The sequence below is a fragment of the Cellulomonas xiejunii genome (assembly GCF_024508315.1).
Lineage (GTDB): Bacteria > Actinomycetota > Actinomycetes > Actinomycetales > Cellulomonadaceae > Cellulomonas > Cellulomonas xiejunii.
Genome location: NZ_CP101987.1, coordinates 2,301,238 through 2,325,648 on the forward strand (window position 1 = coordinate 2,301,238; position 24,411 = coordinate 2,325,648).

The following is a 24,411-nucleotide window of genomic DNA, read 5'->3' on the forward strand; positions in this document are numbered from 1 at the left end:
TCCGACTCTAGAGTGCTCCCATGGACGCACGTCCCGACGACGACGCCGACGCCGATGACTTCACCGGTGCGCAGCAGCCGGCCGGACCCTCGGCGCGCCCCGACGAGGACGGCACGGACCCGTCCCGTCCGGACGCACCTGCGCCACCCGGGGAGGACGAGGTGTGGGCGTCGATCGTCGCGCGGCTCTCCGACGTCGACGGGGGCACCGATCCGGCCGTCCGCCAGATCCTGTCCGACCTCCAGGACGAGGACGACCACCGCCCGGGCGTGTCGCACGCAGCCGGCGCGCCGACCATGGGCCGCGACTGGGACGGCACCACGCAGTACGACGCCGCGGAGTCCGAGGTCGACGACCTCGAGCACTTCGTGCCCCAGGACCCCGGCCCCCTGACGAGCGGCGATCCTCTGCTCACGCTGGCCTGGGGCGCCGCGGCGGGCGGCCCGCTCTTCCTGCTCCTGGTCGTCACGGTGTGGCGGGACGCGCCCACCCTGCTCGTCCGGGCGGCCGCGGTGCTGTTCGTCGTCGCCGTCGGCGTCCTGGTGTGGCGCATGCCACAGCACCGCGAGCCGACGGACGGCGACGGCGCCGTCGTCTGACGACCGCCGGCTGCCGCGCCCGCGCCGTCAGACCCGCGCCAGGTCCGCCGCACCGACCATGCCGGCGTCGTTGCCCATGTCGGCGACGACGATGGCCGCCTCGGGGCGGTGCCCCCGCCCCGAGAGCTGCTCGTCGAACGCCTTGCGCGCCGGCACGAGCAGCAGGTCACCGGCCGCGCTCACCCCGCCGCCGATGACGAAGATCTCGGGGTCGAGCAGGGCCGCGACGCTCGCCGCGCCCTCACCGACCCAACGCCCCACCTCGGCGAGCAGATCGACCGCCAGAGGGTCACCGTCCTGGGCCGCGCGCGTGACGAGCGGTCCCGTGATGGCCTCCGGGCGCCCACCCGCGAGCGCCACGAGGGCAGCGGCACGGCCGGGCTCGGTGATCGCGGCGGCCTGCGCGTCGCGCACGAGCGCCGAGCCGGACACGTACTGCTCCCAGCAGCCCTCGTGCCCGCAGCCGCAGTAGTGCCCGCCGGGCACGACCCGCATGTGCCCGATCTCGGCCGCGACGCCCCAGGCACCACGCGTGAGACGCCCGCCGCTGACGATCGCCCCGCCGAGGCCCGTGCCGAGGGTCAGCATCACCATGTCCTCGACGTCCCGTCCGACACCGAACCGGAACTCCGCCCAGCCGGCAGCGTTCGCGTCGTTCTCGACGACGATCCGCACGCCGGGGTCGGCGATGAGCGCGGCCACGTTGTCGCGCAGCGGGTACTCACGCCACGCGATGTTCGGCGCGAACAGCACGCGCGCGCGGTCCGAGGCCACGAACCCCGCGGCGGCGAGCCCCAGCTCGCGCACCTCGTACGACCCGCTGAGCTCGCGGTAGACCTCCGCGATGGCGGCGTCGATGCTCGCGACGTCGTCGGGATCCGTCTCCCGCCGGGTCTGCGCGAGGATCACGCCGTCGTCGTCGACGACGCCAGCCGCGATCTTGGTCCCGCCGATGTCGACACCGATGGCATGCATGTCCTGGTCCGCTCCTGCCCTCGCCGCCCCGCGTCCGTCGCGCAGCGCCTCCACGCTAGCGGCACCCAGCGCGCGGCGAGAGCGCATCCACGGTCGCCGCGCGGCGCCGCGTCCGGCGCGGACCCGCCCGACACACCGTTGGCCTGCGACTCCATCCGGACGGAGCCCACTGACCAGGGACGGACGTCCCGTATCCTCATGGCACCTTCGCCCCCCTGCCACTGGAGTCAGCATGGACGAGTCCCACAGCCCTCTCCTCGTCGAGGTCGATCCCTCGGACAACCTGAACGACATGCTCGCCGCCCGCGTCCGCAGCACACCGGACCGCGTCCTCGTGGAGCGCCACGTCGACGGGCAGTGGCTGCCGATGACGGCGCGGGAGTACGACGCGGCGATCATCGGCGCCGCACGCGGCCTGGTCGCGAAGGGCGTGCAGCCCGGAGACCGCGTCGGCATCATGTCCCGCACCCGGTACGAGTGGTCGCTCCTGGACTGGGCCACGTGGGCCGTCGGGGCGGTCCCGGTGCCGCTCTACGAGACGTCGTCCGCCGAGCAGGTCGCGTGGATCCTCACCGACGCCGACGTCAGCCTGCTGTTCGTCGAGACGCCCGCGCACGCGGACGTCGTCGCCGAGGTGCGCGACCAGGCGTCGGCGCTGCGCGAGGTCCTGGTCATCGACGAGGGGGCCGTCGAGGACCTCGTGACCGCCGGCGCGGACGTCGACGAGGCGGAGGTGGCACGGCGCAGGGGGCTCGCCGCGCGCGACGACCTCGCCACCGTCATCTACACGTCGGGCACGACGGGACGGCCGAAGGGCGTCGAGCTGACGCACGGCAACTTCTCGGCCCTGACGATCAACTCCGTCGAGAGGCTCAGCGCCGTGGTCTCCACGCCCGGCGCCAGGACGATGCTGTTCATGCCGCTCGCGCACGTGTTCGCGCGCTTCGTGCACGTGCTGGCGATCCCCGCCGGCTCGGTCCTGGGCCACTGGCCCGACACCAAGACGCTCATCGAGGGCATCGGGACCTTCCGCCCCACGTACATCCTGTCCGTGCCGCGCGTCTTCGAGAAGGTCTACAACTCCGCCGAGCAGAAGGCGGCCGCCGGCGGCAAGGGCGCGATCTTCCAGCGGGCCGCGAAGACGTCGATCGTCTACTCGCGCGCGCTGGACACCCCGCGCGGCCCGAGCCCGTGGCTGCGTCTGCAGCACAAGGTCGCCGACGTCCTGGTCCTCTCCAAGCTGCGCAAGGTGCTCGGCGGCCAGGTCGAGTGGGCGATCTCGGGCGGCGCGCCCCTGGGCGAGCGGCTGGGCCACTTCTACCGTGGCGTCGGTCTCAAGGTGCTCGAGGGGTACGGGCTGACGGAGACGACGGCCCCGGCCACGGTCAACCTGCCCGAGAAGACCAAGATCGGTTCGGTGGGCCCCGCGCTGCCCGGCACGTCCCTGCGGCTGGCGGCGGACGGCGAGATCGAGATCAAGGGCGTCCAGGTCTTCCGCGGCTACCACAACAACCCGCAGGCGACGGAGGAGTCGATGCGGGACGGCTGGTTCCGCACGGGCGACCTCGGCACCATCGACGACGACGGCTTCCTGCGCATCACCGGCCGCAAGAAGGAGATCATCGTCACCGCGGGCGGCAAGAACGTCGCACCGAGCGTGCTCGAGGACCGGCTGCGCGGCCACCCGCTGGTGAGCCAGGTCGTCGTCGTCGGGGACCAGCGACCGTTCATCGGCGCACTGGTCACGCTGGACCCGGAGGGCGTCCCGGGGTGGCTCACCGCGCACGGCAAGCCGCCGATGTCGCTCGAGGAGGCGGCGAAGGACCCCGACGTGCTGGCGTCGCTCGACAAGGCCGTGGAGCGCACCAACAAGGCGGTCTCCCGCGCGGAGTCCATCCGCCGCTACCGGATCCTGGACCGTGACCTGACGATCGCCGACGGGTACCTCACGCCGAAGCTGAGCGTGCGGCGCTCCGAGGTGCTCAAGGACTTCGCGGCCGAGGTCGACGCGCTGTACGCCGAGGGCGCGGGCTGACCCGCGCCCACTGACGGCACGACCCGCGCACCCGGTGACCGCCGGTGGCGCGGGTCGTGCCGTCAGTGGCGACGCAACCGCTCCACGAGGGTCGCCGCCGGCACCGCCCACGCGCCAGCCCGCTCGACGTCCTCGACGACCTCCCGGTCGGACGTCGCCACCACGAGCACCCGGCCGGGCGGCTCTGCCGCGACCAGCTGCCGCAGCAGGTCGTCGGCCGTCTCCCCCGCGGTGAACAGCACCCGCACGCCGCGCACCGGTGGCGCTGCACGGTGCCCGGCCTGGCCGTCGAAGCAGCAGGTGACCTCGGCACCCGTCTGCGCGGCCAGCGCCGCCATGCCGTCGACGAGCAGACGGCGCTGGTCGGCGAGCGTCGTGTGCGGCCACCCGGTCTTGGACACGTTGTAGCCGTCCACCAGGAGATGCGCCCGCGGCAGCCGCAGCAGGTCGTCGAGCAGCGCCGGGTCCCCGACCGACCGCCCGCGTGACGTCGGCCGCACGTGCGGTCCGTCGACGCCGGGCGCCACCAGGTCCGCGGGCAGGTCACGCACGGGTGGCAGGGCGAGCTCGGCACGCAGCCCGGTGGCGGCGTCGACGACCGTGTCGAGCAGCAGCCGGACCCGCGACTCGGCCAGCCGGTGCCCGGTCCGCAGCTCTTCTCGCGCCGACGACCGCTCCGCGGCAGCCGCCCGCAGGTCGGCGGCCGCCTGGGCGCGCTCGTCCGCCGCGGCCTGGAGGTCGGCGGCCGCCCGACGGGCGTCGAGCTCCGCCGCGGCCGCCAGCGCCCGGGCCTCGCTGCGGGCACGGTCCGCGTCCGAGCGCAGCCGCCGCAGCTCGCGCTGCAGCGCGGTGAGCTCGTCACGCGCGGCGCGCTCGTCCTCACGCGCGACGCCGAGCGCCGCGCGCAGCCGCTCGACCTCGCGCTCGAGGCCCGCGAGCCGCTGCGTGTCGGCCGTCTCGACCACCGCGGGCGCGGACGTCGGCACCAGGTGCTGCCACGGCAGGTTCTGCAGCCAGGCCCCGACCGCGGCATCGGTGCCGGTGGCTGGCCCTGGAGAGGTGGTCTCGACCTGGGTGACGCCGGCGGCGCCCTCGGTCGAGGACGGCTCCCGGTCGGGGGTGGCGGCGGGGGCCGGGTCGTGCGCCTGCAGCCAGACCCGCGCGACGCGCGCACGGAAGGCGGCGTCCTCCTGCAGGGCCGACCAGAGCGGCGCACCACCGGCGGTCGCGCGGCGACGGGGCGCGAACCGCCGGACCGCGAGCAAGGACGGCGGGACGTCCGCCGGGTCCGTGTCGCCGAGCACGTCGGCGGCGAGGCGCACGAGCGCCGAGCGCAACGCGGCCGGGACGTCCGACGGATCGGGGTCGGACCCGGGTCCGTGCTCCTGACCAGCCATGGCGCCAGCCTAGGTGCCTGCTGGGTTGCGCGCGTCGGCGTGCTCGCCCGGTCCTGTCGGATGCGCCGGGTAGCGTCCGGGACATGCCCACCGCCCGTCGCCTGCGCCCGTCCGAGGGGGCCGCCGATCTGGGGGCGACGCCGGTGCAGGTGGGCCTCGACGAGCTCGGTACCCCGCTGCGAGACGTGACGTTCGTGGTCGTCGACCTCGAGACGACGGGCGGGCGGGCAGCCGAGGACGCGATCACGGAGATCGGTGCCGTCAAGGTCCGCGGCGGCGAGGTCCTCGGTGAGTTCCAGACGCTCGTCGACCCCGGGGGCCCCGTCCCCCCGTTCATCCAGGTGCTCACCGGGATCACGACCTCGATGCTGATCGGTGCACCGACGATCGCGCAGGTCCTGCCCGGCTTCCTCGAGTTCGCCCGCGGGGCGGTGCTCGTCGCGCACAACGCCCCCTTCGACGTCGGCTTCCTGCGCGCGGCAGCGGCCCGCTGCGACCGCGCCTGGCCCGGGTTCCAGGTCGTCGACACCGTCCGCCTCGCGCGGCGCGTCGTGCTGCGCGACGAGGCGCCCAACCACAAGCTGTCGACCCTGGCAGCCCTGTTCGGGGCGACCGAGACACCCAACCACCGCGCCCTGGCCGACGCGCGCGCGACCGTCGACGTGCTGCACGCGCTGCTGGGCAGGCTCGCACCCCTGGGCGTCACACACCTCGAGGACCTCGCCACCGCGACGGACCCCGTGCCCGCCGACGTCCGGCGCAGGAGCACGCTGGCGGACGGTCTGCCGGACTCCCCCGGCGTCTACCTGTTCCGCGGCCCTCGCGAGGAGGTCCTGTACGTCGGGGTGTCCACGACGTCGCTGCGCCGGCGCGTGCGCAGCTACTTCACATCCGCCGAGAAGCGGGGGCGCATGACCGAGATGGTCCGCCTCGCGGTGCGGGTGGACCCCGTCGTGTGCGCGTCCCCGCTCGAGGCACGCGTCCGCGAGCTGCGTCTCATCGCGGAGCACGCGCCGCGGTACAACCGACGCTCCCGTGCGCCCGAGCGCATGCCGTGGGTCCGCCTGACCGACGAGCCGTTCCCGCGGCTGTCCGTCGTCCGCGACGTGCGCACGGGGACCGCCCACATCGGACCGTTCGCCTCGCGCGCGCTCGCGCAGCAGGCCGTCGACGCGCTGCACGCGACGTTCGCGGTGCGCCAGTGCACGGGGCGTCTGCCGGTCGTCCCCGCGCCGGGCGCCCACGCCTGCGTCCTCGCCGAGGTCGGACGCTGCGGTGCGCCGTGCGTGGGCGGGCAGGACGTCGCTGCGTACGCCCCCGTGGTCGAGGCCGTGCGGGAGGCCATGACGCGTGACCCCCGTGACGTCGCCGAGGCGCACGCCGTGCGCATCCGCACGCTGGCGGCACAGGAGCGGTTCGAGGACGCGGCTGTGGTGCGTGACCGGCTCACCGCGTTCGTACGGGGCGCGGGACGTGCTCAGCGCCACGCACGCGCCGCCGCGTGCCGCGAGCTCGTCGCGGCGCGTCGGACGCAGGAGGGCGGCTGGGAGCTGGTCCTGGTGCGCCACGGCCGGCTCGCAGGGACGGCCGTCGTCGACCGACGAACGGACCCGCTGCCCGTCGTGGCGAGCCTGCGGGCCGGTGGCGAGCACGTCACTGCCCCCGTGGCGCCGGCAACCGCCGCGCACCCCGAGGAGACCGATCTGGTCCTCGCGTGGCTCGAGCAGCCGGGCGTACGGCTCGTCGCGGTCGACGGCGAGTGGTCCTCACCGGCCCGCTCGGCCCAGTCCGTGCGGGACGCCGCCGCCGCGGTCACGCTCGACCTCGTGGCGCCGCGCGCACCGCTGGTCGACGACGCGCCGACGACCGCGGTCGTGGAGCCGCAGCGCACGGCATGATGGGCGCATGCTCACTGCCATCGTCCTGATCGACTGCGACGCCGCCCGTATCCCGGAGGTCGCCGCCGCGACCGCGGACATCGAGGGCGTCAGCGAGGTCTACTCGGTCACCGGCGAGGTCGACCTCATCGCGCTCGTCCGGGTGCGCGAGCACGACCGCCTCGCCGACGTGATCGCCGACAAGGTCAGCAAGGTCGAGGGCGTGCTGCGCACGCAGACGTACATCGCCTTCCGTGCGTACTCGCGGCACGACCTGGAGGAGGCGTTCGACCTCGGCCTCGAGGACTGAGCAGGCCCCGTCGCCGCGGGGCCACGCTCAGGCGTTCGCGGCGACCCGCCAGCGCTCGAGCACGGCCGCAGCCGCGCCGTCGTCGATCGCGCGCTCGGCGTGACCGGCGCCCGCCACGAGGCGCTCGACGAGCGTGCCCTCGGCCGTGCCGGGCAGCGACGCGTCCGCCACCAGACCGGCAGCGGCGTTGAGCACCACCGTGTCGCGCACCGGGCCGCGCGCGCCGGCCACGAGCTCGCGCACGACCGCCGCGTTCTGCTCGGCCGCCCCGCCGCGCAGCTGCTCGACCGTGACCGGTCCGACGCCCACGGCCGCCCACTCGACGACCTCCTCGCGCACCGTGCCGTCCCGGACCTCCCAGAAGCGGGTGGTGCCGGTCGCCGCGATCTCGTCGAGCCCGTCCTCCTCGCCCCGGAACACCAGGGCCGTGCGGCCGCGGTCGGCGAGCACACCGGCCATGAGCGGCGCCATCCGCGCGTCGGCCACGCCGATGGCACTCGACTGCGGCTGCGCGGGGTTCGTCAGCGGCCCGAGGAAGTTGAACGCCGTCGCGATGCCCAGGTCCCGCCGTGTGACGCCGGCGTGCCGCATGGACGGGTGGAACGCGCCCGCGAAGCAGAAGGTGATGCCCACCTCGGTGGCGAGCGCGGCCACGCGCTCGAGCGGCAGGTCGAGCCGGATGCCCAGCGACTCGAGCACGTCGGCCGTCCCGGTGGACGACGACGCGGCCCGGTTGCCGTGCTTGACGACCGTCAGGCCCGTTCCCGCGATGACCAGCGCGGCCATGGTCGAGATGTTCACCGTGTGGAGCCGGTCACCACCGGTGCCGACGATGTCGACCGCGCGGCCGGGGACCTCGAACCGGTGGGCGTGCGTGAGCATCATGTCGGCGAGGCCGGCGAGTTCGGCGACCGTCTCGCCCTTGGCCCGCAGCGCCACCAGGAACCCGGCGACCTGCGAGGGCGAGGCCTCGCCGCTCATGATCTGGTCCATCGCCCACGCCGTACGGGCGCTGTCGAGGTCCTGGCCACGGACCAGCGACGTCAGCAGGTCCGGCCAGGTGGTGACCGGCGTCATCCGCGGGCCGCCACCGCGTGCACGAGGTCCGCGACGGCCGCGTGCACCACGACCGGGTCCAGGGGCCGGCTGACGACCGCGTCGGCGTTCGACCACGACGCGAGCCACGCGTCCTGCGGGCGGCCGGTGAGGACGAGCACGGGCGGGCACTCGTACACCTCGTCCTTGAGCTGCCGGCACAGTCCGAGGCCGCCGACCTTGTCGGCCTCGCCGTCGAGGACGAGGATGTCGGCCCCGCGGGCGTCGGCGACGGCGATCACGGCGGCCGCGGTCGCGACCTCGATCCACTCGATGTCGGGCTCGCCACGCCCCAGGCGGCGACCCACCGCCAGGCGGACCTGGTCACGCGCGTCCACGTCGTCGCTGTACAGCAGGATGCGCGGCGCGCGGGCCGCCGGGTTCGCGGTGCTCATGGTGCCCCTCACTCGTCGTCGACGTGCAAGGGGCATCTTGGCACGTCGAGGCGTTCGTGGGGCGCGCCGACCGCTTTCCGGAGCGCGCCGCGCGTCGGCCGGGGCGGCGGAAGGTGACGGTGTGACATATCCCCGGGCCTCCGGGTGGGTCGAACGACCCATGCGGCGCTCCCGTCAGGCACAATGTCCTACGTGTCGACCGCAACGGCTGCCTCGCGCCCTGTCCCCCACGTGACCGTCAACCGACCGAACCCAGTGTCGGTCGGGACGATCGTGTGGCTCGCCAGCGAGCTCATGTTCTTCGCAGGGTTGTTCGCGATGTACTTCACCGTGCGCGCGGCAGTGCCGGAGGAGTGGGCGCTGCAGACCGACAAGCTCAACCTGCAGTTCGCCTTCGCGAACACGATGATCCTGGTGCTGTCGTCCGTGACGTGCCAGATGGGCGTGTGGGCCGCGGAGCGGCTGCAGCCGGTCCGCAGCGGCTCCCTGCTCCAGTTCTGGCGCTGGGGCATGAACGAGTGGATCACGCTCACGTACGTCATGGGCGCGATCTTCATCGGCGGGCAGATCTTCGAGTACGCCGAGCTGGTCGAGCACGGCCTGACGATCTCGTCGTCCCCGTACGGCTCGGTCTTCTACCTGACCACCGGCTTCCACGGCCTGCACGTCGTCGGCGGCCTCATCGCTTTCCTCATCCTGCTCGGCCGCTCGTTCTCGGCCAAGCGCTTCACCCACCACGAGGAGACGACCGCGATCGTCACCTCGTACTACTGGCACTTCGTCGACGTGGTCTGGATCGCGCTCTTCGCGGTCATCTACCTGGTCCGATGACGACGGCCGGCCCTCGCGGGCCGGCGCCACCCACCCGCACACCCCCGACACGCGAGACGAGGACCGATCCGTGAAGGCACTCGCAGCCCGCAGGCACGACAGGCGTGCGCCGGTCGTGCTGCTCCTGCTGGCGCTGCTGATCACCGGTGCGCTGTACGCAGTGCTGGCCCCGACCTCTGCCGACGCCGCTCCCACCGCGGCGACGGCGGACCAGGTGCAGACCGGTGAGAAGCTGTTCCAGGCCAACTGCGCGACGTGCCACGGGCCGGACGCGACCGGACGCGAAGGCGTCCCGTCCCTCGTCGGCGTCGGCGCCGCGGCCGTCGACTTCCAGGTCGGCACCGGACGCATGCCCATGCAGATGAACGGCCCGCAGGCACCGGCCAAGCCCGCCCAGTTCGACGAGGACCAGATCGCGGCGCTCGCCGCCTACGTGGCCTCGCTCGGCGCCGGGCCGGCCGTCCCCACCGCCGAGCAGGTCGACGGCTCCCTCGGCGACCCGGCGAGCGGCATGGCCCTGTTCCGCACCAACTGCGCGATGTGCCACAACGCCATCGGCGCCGGTGGCGCGCTGTCCGAGGGCAAGTGGGCCCCGAACCTGTGGGAGACGACGCCCACGCACGTCTACGAGGCGATGCTGACCGGGCCGCAGTCCATGCCCGTGTTCAACGACGCCACCCTGACGCCCGACGAGAAGCGGGACATCATCGCGTTCCTCGACCTGCAGGGCGAGGGCGCACCCGGCGGCATCACGCTCGGCAGCCTCGGGCCGGTCAGCGAGGGCCTGTGGGCCTGGGTCGTGGGCATGGGTCTCCTCATCGGCGCGGCAGTCTGGATCGGAGCGAGGTCCTCGTGAGCATCACCCCTGACCACGGCCACGACGGCCACCCGCAGGACGACACCGCCGGCTCGGACGTCGTCCTGCGCGAGGGCGAGGACTCGGTCGAGAAGTTCGCCAACCCCGGCTTCGGCCCGCACCGCCCTCGGCGTGCGGACGTCGACCCGGCAGCGGACAAGCGGGCGGAGCGTCAGGTCGTCGCGCTCTTCGCCCTGTCGGTGCTCGGCACCATCGGGTTCATCGTCGCGTACTTCACGCTCCCCCCGGGCGACACGATCGCGTCGATGCGCACGTCGAACCTCGCCCTGGGTCTCGGCCTCGCGTTCTCGCTGCTGGGCATCGGTCTGGCGGCGGTCCACTGGGCCAAGTCGCTCATGAACGACCACGAGAAGGCCGAGGACCGTCACGCGCAGCGCAGCTCGGACCAGACGCGCGCCGAGGCCGTCCAGGTCCTGCGGGACGGCGCCCAGGACTCGGGCATCGGGCGACGCGGCGTGCTCAAGGGCGCTCTCGTCTCGTCGCTCGCGCTCTTCCCGCTCACCATCGTGCTGCCGCTGATCGGCGAGGTGGGCGAGGACTGGAACGTCTCGAAGTTCAAGCGCACACTATGGGCGAAGAACAAGAAGCTCACGATCGACCCCACCGGCCGTCCCATCAAGGCTGCGGACGTCACCATCGGCTCGGTCGTGCACGTGATCCCTGAGGGACTCGACGAGTCCGAGGCGCCGCTGGACGAGAAGGCCAAGGCCGTGGTGCTCCTGGTCCGCATGGACCCCCGGGACATCAAGTCCGAGCAGGGTGAGGGCTGGTCGTACGACGGCATCGTCGCCTACTCCAAGATCTGCACCCACGTGGGATGCCCGGTGGCGCTCTACGAGCAGCAGACGCACCACCTGCTGTGCCCGTGCCACCAGAGCACGTTCGACGTCGCCGACAGCGCGAAGGTCGTGTTCGGTCCCGCCAAGCGGCCGCTGCCCCAGCTGCCGATCACCGTCGACGACGAGGGCTACCTGGTCGCGCAGAGCGACTTCCACGAGCCCATCGGTCCGAGCTTCTGGGAGCGGCTGCGATGAGCACCACGACCGCACCGAGCGGCGGCAGCAAGGCCGCCGCAGCGACAGCCGACTACCTCGACCAGCGCACCGGCATCGGGACCGCTGTCAAGGAGTTCGCGCGCAAGATCTTCCCCGACCACTGGTCGTTCCTGCTGGGTGAGATCGCGCTCTACAGCTTCATCACGCTGATCCTCTCCGGCGTGTTCCTCACCATGTTCTTCGTCCCGAGCATGACCGAGGTCCACTACGAGGGGCCGTGGCCGTCGCTGAACGGCGTGGAGATGTCCGAGGCGTTCGCCTCGACCCTGCGCCTGTCGTTCGAGGTCCGCGGCGGTCTGCTCATGCGGCAGATCCACCACTGGGCCGCGCTGATCTTCATGGCCGCGATCGTCACGCACATGATGCGCGTGTTCTTCACCGGTGCGTTCCGCAAGCCGCGCGAGCTCAACTGGGTCGTCGGGTTCGTCCTCATGATCCTCGGCCTCGCGGCAGGCTTCACCGGCTACTCGCTGCCGGACGACGTCCTGTCCGGCAACGGTCTGCGCATCACCGACGGCGTGGTCCGCTCCATCCCCATCGTGGGCAGCTACCTGTCGTACTTCATCTTCGGCGGCGAGTTCCCCGGGCACGACGTCATCCCGCGCCTGTTCACGCTGCACATCCTCGTCGTGCCGGGGCTCATCCTGGCGCTCGTGGCCCTGCACCTGTTCTTCGTCGTGCTGCACAAGCACACGCAGTACCCGGGTTCGGGCCGCACCAACGCGAACGTCGTGGGCTACCCGCTGTTCCCGATCTACGTCGCCAAGGCGGGCGGCTACTTCTTCGTGGTGTTCGGTGTCATCGCGCTCATGGGCGCGACGATGTCGATCAACCCCGTGTGGAACTACGGACCGTACGATCCCTCCCCCGTGTCCGCCGGCGCACAACCGGACTGGTACATGCTCTTCCTCGAGGGGTCGCTGCGACTCATGCCGGGGCAGATGGAGTACGTGCTGTTCGGTCCGGACGGCTACACCCTGTCGCTCAACGTGCTGATCCCCGCCGTGGTGGTGCCCGGTGTGCTGTTCACGCTGCTGGCGCTCTACCCGTTCGTCGAGGCGTTCGCGACGGGCGACAAGCGTGAGCACCACGTGCTCGACCGGCCGCGCAACCGGCCCTTCCGCACGGCCTTCGGTGTGTCGGTCCTCATGGCCTTCTTCATCCTGGTGCTCGCCGGCTCCAACGACCTCCTCGCGACGCACTTCGACCTGTCGATCAACGACATCACGTGGGTCTTCCGGTTCCTGTTCTTCCTGGCCCCCTGGGCGGCGTTCGTCATCACGAAGCGCATCTGCCTCGGTCTGCAGCGCAAGGACCGCGAGCTCGTCCTCCACGGGCACGAGACCGGTCAGATCGTGCGGTTCGCCTCCGGCGAGTACATCGAGGTGCACAAGCCCCTCGACGCTCACGAGCGCTGGCTTCGTGTCCAGCACGACGCGATCCGGCCGATCGAGATCGAGCCGGCCGAGGACTCCCGCGGCGTCCGCCGCAAGGGCTACCGTCTCGACCGCATGCGCCAGCGTCTCTCGCAGGTCTTCTACGAGGACCGCGTCGAGCCGGTGACGCCCGCCGAGCTGGAGGCGTCGCACTCCCACGGTGAGCACGACGCGCTCGGCTCCGACCAGGAGAAGGCCCCCGCGCAGCTGATCGCCGAGGGTGCTCCGACGGGTGGCGGCACACGCCTGCGCCCGGAGGATGAGACCGGCCCCGAGACGCGGAACACCTGATCCTGGGCCAGAGTTGACCTGACAGACGACCGTTCGCGGTGTCCGGCCGGATGCGCCGGGCACCGCGACGGCGTTTCCGGGCGGGTGCTCCCACCCGCCACCCGACGCAGGAGAGGTACGAGATGGCTGACTACACCCTCCCGGATCTGCCGTACGACTACGCGGCGCTCGAGCCGCACATCTCCGGCAGGATCATGGAGCTGCACCACGACAAGCACCACGCCGCGTACGTCACGGGCGCCAACACGGCACTCGAGAAGCTCGCTGCCGCGCGCGAGACGGGCGACTTCGCCGCGGTGAACCTGCACGAGAAGAACCTCGCGTTCAACCTCGGTGGGCACGTCAACCACTCGGTCTTCTGGGAGAACCTCTCCCCCGACGGCGGCGACAAGCCCACGGGCGAGCTCGCGGCCGCGATCGACGAGTACTTCGGGTCGTTCGACGGGTTCCAGAAGCACTTCGCTGCGAACGCCGCGGGCATCCAGGGCTCCGGCTGGTCGATCCTGGGCTGGGACTCGGTGGGCCAGAAGCTCGCGATCTTCCAGCTGTACGACCAGCAGAGCAACTACCCCTTGGGCCTCGTGCCGATCGTCGTGCTCGACATGTGGGAGCACGCCTTCTACCTCGACTACGTCAACGTCAAGGCGGACTACATCAAGGCCTGGTGGAACATCGTCAACTGGGCGGACGCCTCGGAGCGCTTCACGCGCGCGCGTACCCAGACGGCCGGGCTCATCGTCGCCTCGGCCTGACGACACGCAGGCCGCTCCGGCGGCCGCAGCAACGCAACAGCCGCTCGCCCCTCAGGGCGGGCGGCTGTTGCGTTCCTTCCCTGCGACTCCCTCCGGGAGCCCGCAGCGGGCGCCACCCTGGCTTCCGGTGGCCCCGATCGGCAGCGGACCGCACCCGGAACGCCGAGACGGCCCGCCACCTGATGGTGACGGGCCGTCGTCGTGCGGCTGTGTGCAGCCTCAGTGCGCGTGCTGACCGCGGGAGTACTCGAACATCCAGCCGACCAGGCCGATGACGCCGAGCACAGCGGCGGGCACCATGAGCCACCAACCGACAGCCAGCGAGAGGAACGCGACCGAGGCGCCGAGCGCGACGACCAGCGGCCACCAGCTCCACGGGCTGAACGTGCCCTGGTTGCCGGCACCCTGCTCGATCTCGCCGAGCTCGTCGTCCTCTGGACGTGCATCGATCCGACGCGCGAGGAGCGCGAAGTAGCCGCCGATCATCCCCACGAGTCCGCCGACCAGCGGGATGCTGACGGTGCCGACCGCCTCACCGTCGCTCCACAGGCCGTAGATCAGGCCCACCGGGAAGAAGAAGAGGACGCCGTACAGGAAGAGCTTTGCCTCGATCTTCATCGGTCCTCCCCCTCGCGCCGCTCGCGCACGTCCTCGACGTCACCCTCGACGACGGCCGCCGAGGACTGGCTCTCCTCGCCGGTCCCCCGGGCCACACGCTCCTCCGCGAGCTCGCGCTCACCGGTCTGCTGCGGAGCCCAGTCCAGCGGTCCCGGGTCGTCCGGCGCGACGTGGTCCATCGCAGCGACCTCCGGGTGGTGCAGGTCGAAGGCAGGACGCTCGGAACGGATCCGGGGCAGCGACGTGAAGTTGTGGCGCGGCGGGGGGCAGCTCGTCGCCCACTCCAGCGACCCGCCGTACCCCCACGGGTCGTCGACCGTCACCTTGGGCGCGTTGCGCCAGGTGATGTAGACGTTCCAGAGGAACGGCAGGGTCGACGCGGCGAGAATCGCGGAACCGACCGTCGAGACCTGGTTCATCCACGTGAAGCCGTCCGCCGGCGAGTAGTCGGCGTACCGACGCGGCATCCCGACCACACCCAGCCAGTGCTGGATGAGGAACGTCATGTGGAAGCCCACGAACAGCAGCCAGAAGTGGATCTTGCCGAGCCGCTCGTCGAGCATGCGACCCGTGAACTTCGGCCACCAGAAGTAGAACCCGGCGAACATCGCGAACACGACCGTCCCGAACACCACGTAGTGGAAGTGCGCGACCACGAAGTAGGTGTCGGAGAGGTGGAAGTCCAGCGCGGGGCTCGACAGGATGACGCCGGTCAGACCACCGAAGAGGAACGTCACGAGGAAGCCGATCGACCAGAGCATCGGCGTCTCGAACGTCAGTTTGCCGCGCCACATCGTGCCGATCCAGTTGAAGAACTTCACGCCGGTCGGTACGGCGATGAGCATCGTCATGAAGGCGAAGAACGGCAGCAGCACCGCGCCGGTGGCGTACATGTGGTGCGCCCAGACCGTGACCGACAGCGCCGCGATAGCGATCGTCGCGTAGATCAGGCCCTTGTAGCCGAAGATCGGCTTGCGGCTGAACACCGGCAGGATCTCCGAGACGATGCCGAAGAACGGCAGCGCGATGATGTAGACCTCCGGATGCCCGAAGAACCAGAACAGGTGCTGCCACAGCAGTGCGCCACCGTTGTCGGGGTTGAACACCTGCGCCCCGAGGCGTCGGTCGGCACCGAGGGCGAACAGCGCCGCGGCCAGCGGCGGGAACGCCATGAGCACCAGCAGCGACGTCACCAGGATGTTCCAGGTGAAGATCGGCATGCGGAACATCGTCATGCCGGGCGCGCGCATCGTGACGACCGTGGTGATGAAGTTGACGGCGCCGAGGATGGTGCCGAACCCGGTGAGGGCCAGGCCGAAGACCCAGAGGTCTCCCCCGAGCCCTGGTGAGTACATCTGGTTCGACAACGGCGCGTAGGCGAACCAGCCGAAGGAGGCGGCGCCCTGCGGCGTGAGGAAGCCCGCGGCGGCGATGAGCCCGCCGAACAGGTACAGCCAGTACGCGAACATGTTGAGCCGCGGGAACGCGACGTCCGGTGCGCCGATCTGCAGCGGCATGATGATGTTGGCGAAGCCCGCGAACAGCGGTGTCGCGAACAGCAGCAGCATGATCGTGCCGTGCATCGTGAAGGCCTGGTTGTACTGCTCCTTGGACTGGAACAGGTCCATGCCCGGCTGGAACAGCTCGGCACGGATGAGCAGCGCCAGGATGCCGCCGATCGCGAACCACACGAACGACGTGATCAGGTACATGTACCCGATCGTCTTGTGGTCGGTGGAGGTGATCCACTTCACGACCGTCCGTCCCAGCGTCTGCCGCCGGGGTGACAGTCCGGGGATGACCTCGGTGTGCGCCGCCATCAGTGCTCGTCCTCCGCCACGTCGTTGAGGTCCTGGAGCCGGTTGTACTCGAGGCCGAGTGCACCGGTCTGTCCACGCTCGCGCAGCTTCTCCATCTGCGCCTCGTACTCCTCCTGGGAGACGACCTCGACGTTGAACAGCATCGAAGAGTGCTCCTCCCCGCAGAGCTCGGCGCACTTGCCGCGGTACACGCCCTCGCGCGTCGGCGTGACCTGGAAGGTGTTGGTGTGCCCGGGGATCATGTCCTGCTTGTAGAGGAACTCCGGGATCCAGAAGGAGTGGATGACGTCGCGCGCGTCCAGCGTGAACTCGACACGCTGGTCGACGGGCAGGTAGAGCGTCACCTGCTCGCCCAGCGCGGCCGGGTCGCCACCGATGTCCTCCGCGTGCTGGCCCGTCTCGTAGACGTCCTCGTCGAGGTAGTTGAAGTCCCAGCTCCACTGCTTGCCGACGACCTGGATGTTCACGTCCGGCTCGGCCGAGGTGTCCTGCAGCGCGAGGGTGTCCTCGTTGGTGTGGTAGAAGAGCACGCCAACCATGACGACCGGCAGCAGGATGTACATGATCTCGAGCGGCACGTGGTAGCGCAGCTGCACGGGGAGCGTGTGGTCGTCCTTGCGCTTGCGGTACACCGCGACGCACCACAGGATCAGGCCCCACGTGATGACGCCGACCGCGAGTGCGGCGATCCACGAGCCCACCCAGAGCGAGACCACCCGACCGGTCTGGTCGGTGACCTCCTGGTCGGAGTAGCCGGGGAGCCAGCCGCGCTGGACCGACTCGGAGCAGCCGCTGAGCACGAGCACGAGCGCCGTGGCCAGCACGGCGACGGTGGCGCGCCGGATGCGGCGGGGGGGAACCGGGTGCACGGAGAGCCTTCCACTCACGTCCCACCGACGACGTCCCGTGCCTGGGTACTCAGCCGTGCGGGACCTTCGTCCTCGACCGGGTCAGCGTAGCGCGCCGTGGCGCCCCTCACGTGCTGCGCCGCTCGTTTGACGACGTGGTGTCAGCACCGTCACACCGACGGCCCCGCTGGTGGGACGGCGACGGGCCGTCGCCGACGGCGCTACCGTGCCCGCGTGAGCTCTCCTCCCCCCGGCGCCCCCGGCGCACGCGCGGCCCGGGCCGTGCTCGACGTCGCCGGCCACGCACCGCTGCGCGCCACCGCCCGCGCGGCCCTGCTCGAGGCGCTCGACCAGGGCTGGGCCGACCCGCGACGGCTGTTCGCCGAGGGGCGGCGCGCCCGGCTCCTGCTGGACGGTGCCCGCGAGGCGCTCGCGGAGTCCCTCGGCGCACGCCCTGACGAGGTCGACCTCGTCCCGACCCACACGCTCGCGCTGCACGGTGCCGTCCGCTCGGTCGCCCGCGGCCGTCGCCGGACGGGCGCGGACGTCGTCGTGAGCGCCGTCGAGCGCGCCGCCCTGCACCACGCCGCGGCGTTCGCCGCCGCGGCCGGCGGCGGTGACGTCCGGACGGTCGGGGTGGACGCCGACGGTCGCGTCGACCCCGAGCTGTTCGCCGCCGTCGTGGGCGAGGACGCGGCCGTGGCGGTGCTGCAGCACGCGAACGGTGAGGTGGGGACCCGGCAACCCGTCGACGACGTCCACGAGGCGATGCGTCGGGCGGGCGTCCCCCTGCTGGTCGACGTGGGCGCCAGCGTGGGGCACGTAGACATCGGTCGGGCCGGGGACGTGATGGTGGCCGACGCGGGCGACTGGGGCGGCCCTCCGCTGGGGGTCGTGGTGACGCGCACGGGCGTGCGTCGCAGCCCCGACTGGCCGGAGGACGACGAGCGGTGGTCCCCCGGCGGCGTCCACGTCCCCATGGCGCTCGCGGCGGCGGTCGCGCTGCAGGAGGCCGTGGCGCAGCGAGCGGCGGCGGACGCGCACCGCCGGGCGCTCGTCGACGTGGTCCGCCACCGGGTCGCGGCGGAGGTCCCGGACGTCCAGGTCGTCGGGGACCCGGTCGACCGGCTGCCGCACGTCGTGACGTTCTCGTGCCTCTACGTCGACGGGGAGGCGATCGTCGACCGTCTCGACCGCGCCGGGTTCGGCGTCGGGTCGGGGTCCGCGTGCACGTCGAGCACCCTCGAGCCGAGCCACGTGCTCGCGGCCATGGGCGTGCTCACCCAGGGCAACGTGCGGCTGTGCCTGCCGCACGACGTCGCCGCGGCCGACGTCCACCGGTTCTGCGACGTGCTGCCGGGGGCCGTCGCAGAGGTGCGCGCAGCGCTGGGCGCCTGACCCTCCGTCGCACCTGCGGACACTCGGACACGCACGGGCCCGCACCCGAGGGGTGCGGGCCCGTGGAGCCGGACGGGTGTGGCGTCAGCTGAAGGAGCCGCCGCACGCGCAGGCGCTGCCAGCGTTGGGGTTGTCGATCGTGAAGCCCTGCTTCTCGATCGTGTCCGCGAAGTCGATGGTGGCGCCGTCGAGGTACGGGACGCTCATGCGGTCCACGACCACCTCGACGCCGTCGTAGTCACGCGTCGCGTCACCGTCGAGCAGGCGCTCGTCGAAGTACAGCTGGTAGATCAGGCCCGAGCAGCCGCCGGGCTGCACGGCCACGCGCAGACGCAGGTCGTCGCGCCCCTCCTGCTCGAGGAGGCTGCGCACCTTGCCGGCAGCCACGTCGGTGAGCTGGACGCCGTGCGTCGAGGTCTGCGTGGTCTCGCTCATGTCACTCCCGGGTTCGCCAGAACGTTCGTCGACGACGCCAACACCGTCGCTCGGACCGTTGTTCCCCATCAGCCTACGCTCCGCCGTGCGGGGCCTCGGCGGTGCCCGCGGCGGACGGCGGCGGACCGTTCCGGTGGCCCGACCCTTCGCGCAGGGGCGACCAGGTGCGCGCGACGCGAGCCGTCCGGCTGCGCAGCGTGCCCGCCGGGTCGCCGAGCGCGGCCCGGACCGCCTCGGGGCCCTCCGCCACGGCGTAGGCGGCGGTCACGCCCGCGGCGGAGAGCTCGCGACGCCCGACGAGCACCTCGCCCGAGACGACCACGACCGGCACCGCGAAGGCCAGGGCGCGCCCGGCGACCTCGGCCACGACCTTGCCGTGCAGCGACTGCCAGTCGGTGCGTCCTTCGCCGGTGACGACGAGGTCGTGCGCGGCGATGCGCGCCGGCAGGTCGACCGCGTCCGCGACCAGTCGCGCCCCGGGCAGCAGCCGGGCCCCGAGCAGCGCCAGGGCGAATCCCAGGCCTCCCGCGGCACCGGCGCCCGGCAGCGCCGACAACCGGGCCGCGCGCACGTCACTCGTGCCGAGCAGGTCCGCACCCGGTCCCGTGCGCAGCGGCCCCGCGGCGGTCGTCGCGGCGTGCGCGAACGCGCCGAGCGCGCGCTCGAGGTCCTGCGCCTGCTGCGGCGTCGCGCCCTTCTGCGGGGAGAAGCCTGCCGACGCGCCCTGCAGCCCCAGCAGCGGCACGTCGACGTCGACCGCGGCCAGCAGGTCGACCGTCCGCAGGGCGGCTCGCAGGTCCGGCAGCCAGCGCAGGTCGTCGACCCCGACGTCGCCCAGCGCCCCGCCCCCGCTGCTCATGCGCGCGGCGACGTCGGGCGCCACCGCGCCCGCGGGCAGCAGTGCGCGGGCGAGCGCGACGAGGAGCCCGGCGCCCGCGTCGTTGGTGGCGGACCCGCCCAGCCCCACGACGACCCGGTGCGCCCCCGGCAGCGCCGCCGCGACCAGCTCGCCGGCACCGAGGCTCGTCGTGCGCGTCGGGTCGCGCAGGTCGGGCGGCACGAGCGCCAGCCCGAGCGCGTGCGCGGACTCCACGTGGACGGTCGTACCGACGCGCAGCAGCGCGGCCGGTGCCGGCTCCCCGACGGGCGACGTCACGGTCACCGGCTCGAGGTCACCGCCGAGCGTGGCGTGCAGCGTCGCGACGAATCCCGGACCCCCGTCGGCCAGCGGGCACACGTCCACCGTGTCGTGCGGCGCGCCGTCCACCCAGCCGGCGCGCAGCACGTCGGCCGCCTCGGCAGGTGTGAGGCTGGTGCCGAAGCCGTCGGGGGCCATCAGGACGCGCACGCCCCGATGGTGGCACGTGCCGGGCACCACCGGGACCAGCGGTGGTGCCCGCCGGGCGGTCCTGCCGCGTGCCGAGACCCTGTGGGATCATTCCGCCGTGAGCACCCCCACCGGCACGTTCACCGAGCCTGCCCCGTCGGCCCTGCTGCTGCTCGGCCGCGGCGTGGACCTGGCCTCCGAGCGTGGCGTCGAGTGCGTCGGCGCCCTGCCCGAGCCGGGCGACCCCACGCTGCTCGCCCGCGCCCGTGCGGCGCGCGCGGCCCTGGGCGACCGCGCCTTCGTCCTCGGGCACCACTACCAGCGCGACGAGGTGATCGCGTTCGCCGACGTCACCGGCGACTCGTTCAAGCTCGCGCGCGAGGCTGCGGCGCGGCCCGACGCGGAGTTCGTGGTGTTCTGCGGCGTGCACTTCATGGCGGAGTCGGCCGACATCCTCACGGCGGACACGCAGCAGGTCGTGCTGCCGGACCTGGCGGCCGGCTGCTCGATGGCCGACATGGCGGCGATTGACCAGGTCGAGGACGCCTGGGACGTGCTCGTCGACGCCGGGGTCGCGCAGGACACCGTGCCGGTGACCTACATGAACTCCACCGCCGCCATCAAGGCGTTCACGGGTCGTCATGGCGGCACGGTCTGCACCTCGTCCAACGCCCACGTCGCGCTGCGGTGGGCGTTCGACAAGGTCGGCGGCGTCGACGGCCGCGGCAAGGTGCTGTTCATGCCGGACCAGCACCTCGGTCGCAACACCGCCGTCACCCGGCTCGGTCTGTCGCTCGACGACTGCGTGGTCTTCGACCCCCGCAAGCCCGGCGGTGGCGTCACGGCGCAGCAGCTGCGGGACGCGCGGATGATCCTGTGGCGCGGTCACTGCTCGGTGCACGGTCGGTTCTCGGTGCGCAACGTCACCGACGTGCGTGCCGCCGTGCCCGGTGTGACGGTCCTGGTGCATCCCGAGTGCACGCACGAGGTCGTCACCGCGGCCGACATGGTCGGGTCGACGGAGTACATCATCCAGGCCCTCGACGCGGCCGAGCCCGGGTCGTCCTGGGCCATCGGGACCGAGCTCAACCTCGTCCGGCGCCTCGCGGCACAGCACCCGGAGCTCACGGTGCACTACCTCGACTCCACGGTGTGCTTCTGCTCGACCATGAACCGGATCGACCTGCCGCACCTGGTCTGGGCGCTCGAGTCGCTCGTCGAGGGCCGCGTCCCCAACCGGATCGTGGTCGACCCCGACGACGCGCACTGGGCGCGCGTCGCACTGGACCAGATGTTGGCGCTGCCGGGGATCTGACCGCTCCACAACCGACCTCGAGGAGGCCGTCGATGCCGACCCAGTCCGCGCTGCGTGTGGGCCTGCTCGTGTTCGACGACGTGGAGGAGCTCGACGTCGTCGGCCCGTGGGAGGTGCTCGCGTGGTGGGCACGGCACAGCCCGCTGCGCCCCGACGTCCTGACCTTCTCGGTCGACGGGGGCGGGGTGCGCTGCGCGAAGGGACTGCGGCTCGTGCCCGACACGAGCGCCGAGGACGTCGGGCCGCTCACGGTGCTGGTCCACCCCGGCGGGTTCGGCACGCGCTCCCTGATGGCCGACGAGCAGCACCTCGCCTGGGTGCGGACGATGCGGGCCTGCACGCCGCTGATGACCAGCGTGTGCACGGGTGCTCTCGTCTACGCCGCCGCGGGTCTCCTGACCGCCCGACCGGCGACCACGCACCACGGCTGCCTCGACGACCTGGTCGCGGCCGACCCGACCGTGCTCGTCGACGTCGACGCACGGTTCGTGGACGACGGCGACGTCATCACGTCGGCCGGCGTGTCGGCAGGGATCGACATGGCGCTGCACCTGGTCTCCCGGCTGGAGTCCCCCGAGGCCGCGCGGGGCGTGCGGCGGGGCATCCAGTACGACCCGGCCCCGACCGTCTGAACCCCGCCCGTCCTGAAACCCCGCCCGTCCTGAAACCCCGGCCGTCCTGAACCCCGCCCGTCCGGCCCCCGCACGAGCTCGACCGGAACCGTCGGTAACGTACCGACGGTGTCCCGGATGCTGCAGCTCGCCCTCGTCACCCTCCGTCCGCGTGCCGCCGTCGCCGGGCGGGACCTGCTCGACCCCTCCGTGACGCACCTGCGGGTGCGGCTCGGCGACCTCGACCTGTACCGGCACGTCAACAACGCGGTGTACCTGCAGTACATGGACCTGGGGCGGTCCAACTACCTCGCCGACCTCGGGGCGTTCGGCAGGCTATCCGCACGCGGCTGGTACCCGGTCGTCGCTGCGTCGACCATGAGCTACCGCCGCTCCCTGACGCTGGGCCAGCGGTTCACGGTCACGACCCGGGTGCTGGGGTGGGACGGCCGCGTCGTCTACCTCGAGCAGGTCGTCGAGCGCGACGGGCAGCTCGTCGCGCGCGGCTGGGTCGCCGGTCGGTTCCTGTCCCGCGCGGGTGACCGCATCGCCCCCGCCGACGTCGTGTCCGCGATCGACGGCGGCGACCGCGTGAGCCCGACGCTCCCCGACGACGTGGCCACCTGGGCGCGCGCGGTGGACGTCGCGCACCGCTGACGGCGGCGCGCCCGCCCTCGGTCGCGAGCCTCGCGCTCAGGCGCGGGGCGTCAGCACCTCCAGCAGGAGCGCCTCGGCGAGCACGACCCGCTCGAGCTCACCCAGGTGCACCGACTCGTCCGCACCGTGGGCTCGCGAGTCGGGGTCCTCGACCCCGGTGACGAGGATCGTGGCGTCGGGGTACACGTCGAGCAGGTCGCTGATGAACGGGATCGACCCGCCGACCCCGATGTCGACGGGCGGCGTGCCCCACGACGTGCCCATGGCCCAGCGCGCGGCCCGCATCCCCGCCGAGTCGGCCGGCGCCTGGAAGGGCCTGCCCTGCTCCCCCTCGTGCACAGTGACCCGGGCACCGAACGGAGCGTGCGTCAGCAGGTGCTCGCGCATGGCGGCCATCGCCGCCGCGGGGTCCTGCCCGGGCGCGAGGCGCACCGAGAGCTTGGCGGACGCGCGCGGCGTGAGGGTGTTCGAGGCGCTCGCGACGCGCGGCGCGTCCAGACCGATGACCCCGATCGACGGGCGGGTCCACAGCCGCGCCGTCAGCGGGCCGGTGCCGGCCAGGCGCACGCCCTCGAGGACGCCGGCGTCGGCGCGCAGGTCGGCCTCGTCGTAGTCGACCTGCGGGTCGGCGGCATGCACCAGGCCCGCGACCGCGACGTCACCCTGCTCGTCGTGCAGGGTCGTGATGAGGCGGGCCAGCAGCGTCGGTGCGTCGAGCAGCGGGCCGCCGAACATGCCCGAGTGGACGGCGTGGTCGAGGACCTCGACGTCCACCACGAGGTCGACCAGGCCGCGCAGCGACGTGGTCAGGCCGGGGACGCCCACCTTCCAGTTGGACGAGTCGGCCACGACGATGACGTCGGCGGCGAGCAGGTCGCGGTGCGCGTGCAGGAAGTCCACGAACGTCGGGGAGCCGATCTCCTCCTCGCCCTCGACGAACACGGTCACACCGACGCCGAGCTCGTCGCCCAGCGCGCGCAGCGCGCCCACGTGGGCCACGACACCGGCCTTGTCGTCCGCGGCGCCGCGGCCGTACAGCCGCTCGCCGCGCTGCGTGGGCTCGAAGGGCTCCGTGGACCAGTGGGCGTCCTCCCCCGGCGGCTGCACGTCGTGGTGGGCGTACAGCAGCACGGTCGGCGCGCCGGCGGGTGCCGGACGACGCGCGACGACCGCGGGCGCGCCGGTCGCGCCGTCCCGGCCCGTGACGCGCAGCACGTCCACCTGGGGCATGCCTGCGTCCGCCAGCAGACGCGCGACCGCGGTGGCCGACGCCTCCACGTGCGCCTGGTCGAACTCGGCGTTCGAGACGCTCGGGATGCGCACGAGCGCCTCGAGGTCGGCACGGACACCGGCGAACTGCGCCGCGACGCGCTCGCGCAGCGTCGCGACCCGCTCGTCGGTCAGGGTGGGGACGGGATCGGTGGTGGTCACGTCGTACGACGCTACTCGACTACCCT

23 protein-coding genes are annotated in these 24,411 nt (G+C 72.6%); 13 read left to right on the top strand and 10 right to left on the bottom strand.

All coding sequences use genetic code 11. The features are described 5' to 3' along the window. Window positions 1-20: 20 nt before the first annotated feature. Window positions 21-599, top strand: coding sequence for a hypothetical protein (locus NP048_RS10495; protein ID WP_227575559.1), 579 nt, complete (start codon window positions 21-23; stop codon window positions 597-599). A 27-nt stretch (window positions 600-626) separates the two neighbouring features. On the opposite strand, the gene NP048_RS10500 is transcribed toward NP048_RS10495, so the two are convergent. Continuing rightward, window positions 627-1,574: an ROK family glucokinase gene (locus tag NP048_RS10500; RefSeq protein ID WP_227575560.1), complete on the bottom strand. Its 948-nt coding sequence runs from the start codon at window positions 1,572-1,574 to the stop codon at window positions 627-629. 232 nt (window positions 1,575-1,806) lie between these two features. Between NP048_RS10500 and NP048_RS10505 the strand changes: the two genes are divergently transcribed. After that, window positions 1,807-3,609 (top strand): AMP-dependent synthetase/ligase, encoded by a 1,803-nt coding sequence (locus NP048_RS10505; protein WP_227575561.1) that lies wholly within the window; start codon window positions 1,807-1,809, stop codon window positions 3,607-3,609. Between the two features lie 62 nt (window positions 3,610-3,671). Here NP048_RS10505 and NP048_RS10510 read toward each other — a convergent pair whose 3' ends face one another. After that, on the bottom strand, window positions 3,672-5,006 hold the full coding sequence (locus tag NP048_RS10510) for an NYN domain-containing protein (protein WP_227575562.1): 1,335 nt from the start codon (window positions 5,004-5,006) through the stop codon (window positions 3,672-3,674). An 83-nt stretch (window positions 5,007-5,089) separates the two neighbouring features. Between NP048_RS10510 and NP048_RS10515 the strand changes: the two genes are divergently transcribed. Together NP048_RS10515 and NP048_RS10520 are read left to right on the top strand one after the other, a co-directional pair. Continuing rightward, entirely contained in the window at window positions 5,090-6,904 is a 1,815-nt protein-coding gene (locus tag NP048_RS10515) for a DEDD exonuclease domain-containing protein (protein ID WP_227575563.1), read from the top strand. 7 nt (window positions 6,905-6,911) lie between these two features. Further along, window positions 6,912-7,193, top strand: a complete 282-nt coding sequence (locus NP048_RS10520; RefSeq protein WP_227575564.1) for an Lrp/AsnC family transcriptional regulator — start codon at window positions 6,912-6,914, stop codon at window positions 7,191-7,193. A 27-nt stretch (window positions 7,194-7,220) separates the two neighbouring features. On the opposite strand, the gene trpD is transcribed toward NP048_RS10520, so the two are convergent. Both trpD and NP048_RS10530 read right to left on the bottom strand, forming a co-directional pair. Beyond that, a complete protein-coding gene (gene trpD, locus NP048_RS10525; RefSeq protein ID WP_227575565.1) occupies window positions 7,221-8,270 on the bottom strand; it encodes an anthranilate phosphoribosyltransferase in 1,050 nt (349 codons plus the stop codon). Next, window positions 8,267-8,683, bottom strand: a complete 417-nt coding sequence (locus NP048_RS10530) for a hypothetical protein (protein WP_227575566.1) — start codon at window positions 8,681-8,683, stop codon at window positions 8,267-8,269. Before NP048_RS10530 ends, trpD begins: the two co-directional genes overlap by 4 nt. Before the next feature lie 183 nt (window positions 8,684-8,866). Between NP048_RS10530 and ctaE the strand changes: the two genes are divergently transcribed. From ctaE to NP048_RS10555, 5 genes are all read left to right on the top strand, one after another. Further along, window positions 8,867-9,514 (top strand): aa3-type cytochrome oxidase subunit III, encoded by a 648-nt coding sequence (ctaE, locus tag NP048_RS10535; RefSeq protein ID WP_227575567.1) that lies wholly within the window; start codon window positions 8,867-8,869, stop codon window positions 9,512-9,514. Between the two features lie 70 nt (window positions 9,515-9,584). Then, window positions 9,585-10,370, top strand: coding sequence for a cytochrome bc1 complex diheme cytochrome c subunit (gene qcrC, locus NP048_RS10540; RefSeq protein WP_227575568.1), 786 nt, complete (start codon window positions 9,585-9,587; stop codon window positions 10,368-10,370). After that, the gene (gene qcrA / locus NP048_RS10545; protein WP_227575569.1) at window positions 10,367-11,425 is read left to right on the top strand and encodes a cytochrome bc1 complex Rieske iron-sulfur subunit; all 1,059 of its coding nucleotides are present in this window, start codon (window positions 10,367-10,369) and stop codon (window positions 11,423-11,425) included. The genes qcrC and qcrA overlap by 4 nt, the downstream gene beginning before the upstream one ends. Then, complete coding sequence (gene qcrB, locus NP048_RS10550; RefSeq protein ID WP_227575570.1) at window positions 11,422-13,173, top strand: cytochrome bc1 complex cytochrome b subunit; 1,752 nt, start codon at window positions 11,422-11,424, stop codon at window positions 13,171-13,173. The genes qcrA and qcrB overlap by 4 nt, the downstream gene beginning before the upstream one ends. 122 nt (window positions 13,174-13,295) lie before the next feature. Further along, window positions 13,296-13,925, top strand: a complete 630-nt coding sequence (locus NP048_RS10555; RefSeq protein ID WP_227575571.1) for a superoxide dismutase — start codon at window positions 13,296-13,298, stop codon at window positions 13,923-13,925. A 219-nt stretch (window positions 13,926-14,144) separates the two neighbouring features. On the opposite strand, the gene NP048_RS10560 is transcribed toward NP048_RS10555, so the two are convergent. The 3 genes from NP048_RS10560 to ctaC are packed head-to-tail and all read right to left on the bottom strand — an operon-like array spanning window position 14,145 to window position 17,232. Beyond that, window positions 14,145-14,543: a cytochrome c oxidase subunit 4 gene (locus tag NP048_RS10560; RefSeq protein ID WP_227575572.1), complete on the bottom strand. Its 399-nt coding sequence runs from the start codon at window positions 14,541-14,543 to the stop codon at window positions 14,145-14,147. Continuing rightward, complete coding sequence (gene ctaD, locus NP048_RS10565) at window positions 14,540-16,363, bottom strand: aa3-type cytochrome oxidase subunit I (protein ID WP_227575573.1); 1,824 nt, start codon at window positions 16,361-16,363, stop codon at window positions 14,540-14,542. The genes NP048_RS10560 and ctaD overlap by 4 nt, the downstream gene beginning before the upstream one ends. Beyond that, window positions 16,363-17,232 (bottom strand): aa3-type cytochrome oxidase subunit II, encoded by an 870-nt coding sequence (ctaC, locus tag NP048_RS10570; RefSeq protein ID WP_227575574.1) that lies wholly within the window; start codon window positions 17,230-17,232, stop codon window positions 16,363-16,365. Before ctaC ends, ctaD begins: the two co-directional genes overlap by 1 nt. A gap of 213 nt (window positions 17,233-17,445) precedes the next feature. Here ctaC and NP048_RS10575 point away from each other — a divergent pair, with 213 nt between their 5' ends. Then, a complete protein-coding gene (locus NP048_RS10575; RefSeq protein ID WP_308054093.1) occupies window positions 17,446-18,609 on the top strand; it encodes a cysteine desulfurase family protein in 1,164 nt (387 codons plus the stop codon). A gap of 84 nt (window positions 18,610-18,693) precedes the next feature. Here NP048_RS10575 and erpA read toward each other — a convergent pair whose 3' ends face one another. Continuing rightward, the gene (gene erpA / locus NP048_RS10580; RefSeq protein WP_227575575.1) at window positions 18,694-19,044 is read right to left on the bottom strand and encodes an iron-sulfur cluster insertion protein ErpA; all 351 of its coding nucleotides are present in this window, start codon (window positions 19,042-19,044) and stop codon (window positions 18,694-18,696) included. 73 nt (window positions 19,045-19,117) lie between these two features. After that, window positions 19,118-20,392, bottom strand: coding sequence for a glycerate kinase family protein (locus NP048_RS10585; RefSeq protein WP_308054094.1), 1,275 nt, complete (start codon window positions 20,390-20,392; stop codon window positions 19,118-19,120). Between the two features lie 97 nt (window positions 20,393-20,489). Here NP048_RS10585 and nadA point away from each other — a divergent pair, with 97 nt between their 5' ends. The 3 genes from nadA (at window position 20,490) to NP048_RS10600 (ending at window position 22,954) form a co-directional block, all read left to right on the top strand. Next, the gene (gene nadA, locus NP048_RS10590) at window positions 20,490-21,686 is read left to right on the top strand and encodes a quinolinate synthase NadA (protein WP_227575576.1); all 1,197 of its coding nucleotides are present in this window, start codon (window positions 20,490-20,492) and stop codon (window positions 21,684-21,686) included. A 32-nt stretch (window positions 21,687-21,718) separates the two neighbouring features. Continuing rightward, on the top strand, window positions 21,719-22,318 hold the full coding sequence (locus tag NP048_RS10595) for a DJ-1/PfpI family protein (RefSeq protein WP_227575577.1): 600 nt from the start codon (window positions 21,719-21,721) through the stop codon (window positions 22,316-22,318). Between the two features lie 117 nt (window positions 22,319-22,435). Continuing rightward, the gene (locus tag NP048_RS10600) at window positions 22,436-22,954 is read left to right on the top strand and encodes an acyl-CoA thioesterase (protein WP_227575578.1); all 519 of its coding nucleotides are present in this window, start codon (window positions 22,436-22,438) and stop codon (window positions 22,952-22,954) included. 36 nt (window positions 22,955-22,990) lie between these two features. Here NP048_RS10600 and NP048_RS10605 read toward each other — a convergent pair whose 3' ends face one another. Beyond that, a complete protein-coding gene (locus NP048_RS10605) occupies window positions 22,991-24,385 on the bottom strand; it encodes a dipeptidase (RefSeq protein WP_227575579.1) in 1,395 nt (464 codons plus the stop codon). Between the last annotated feature and the right edge of the window lie 26 nt (window positions 24,386-24,411).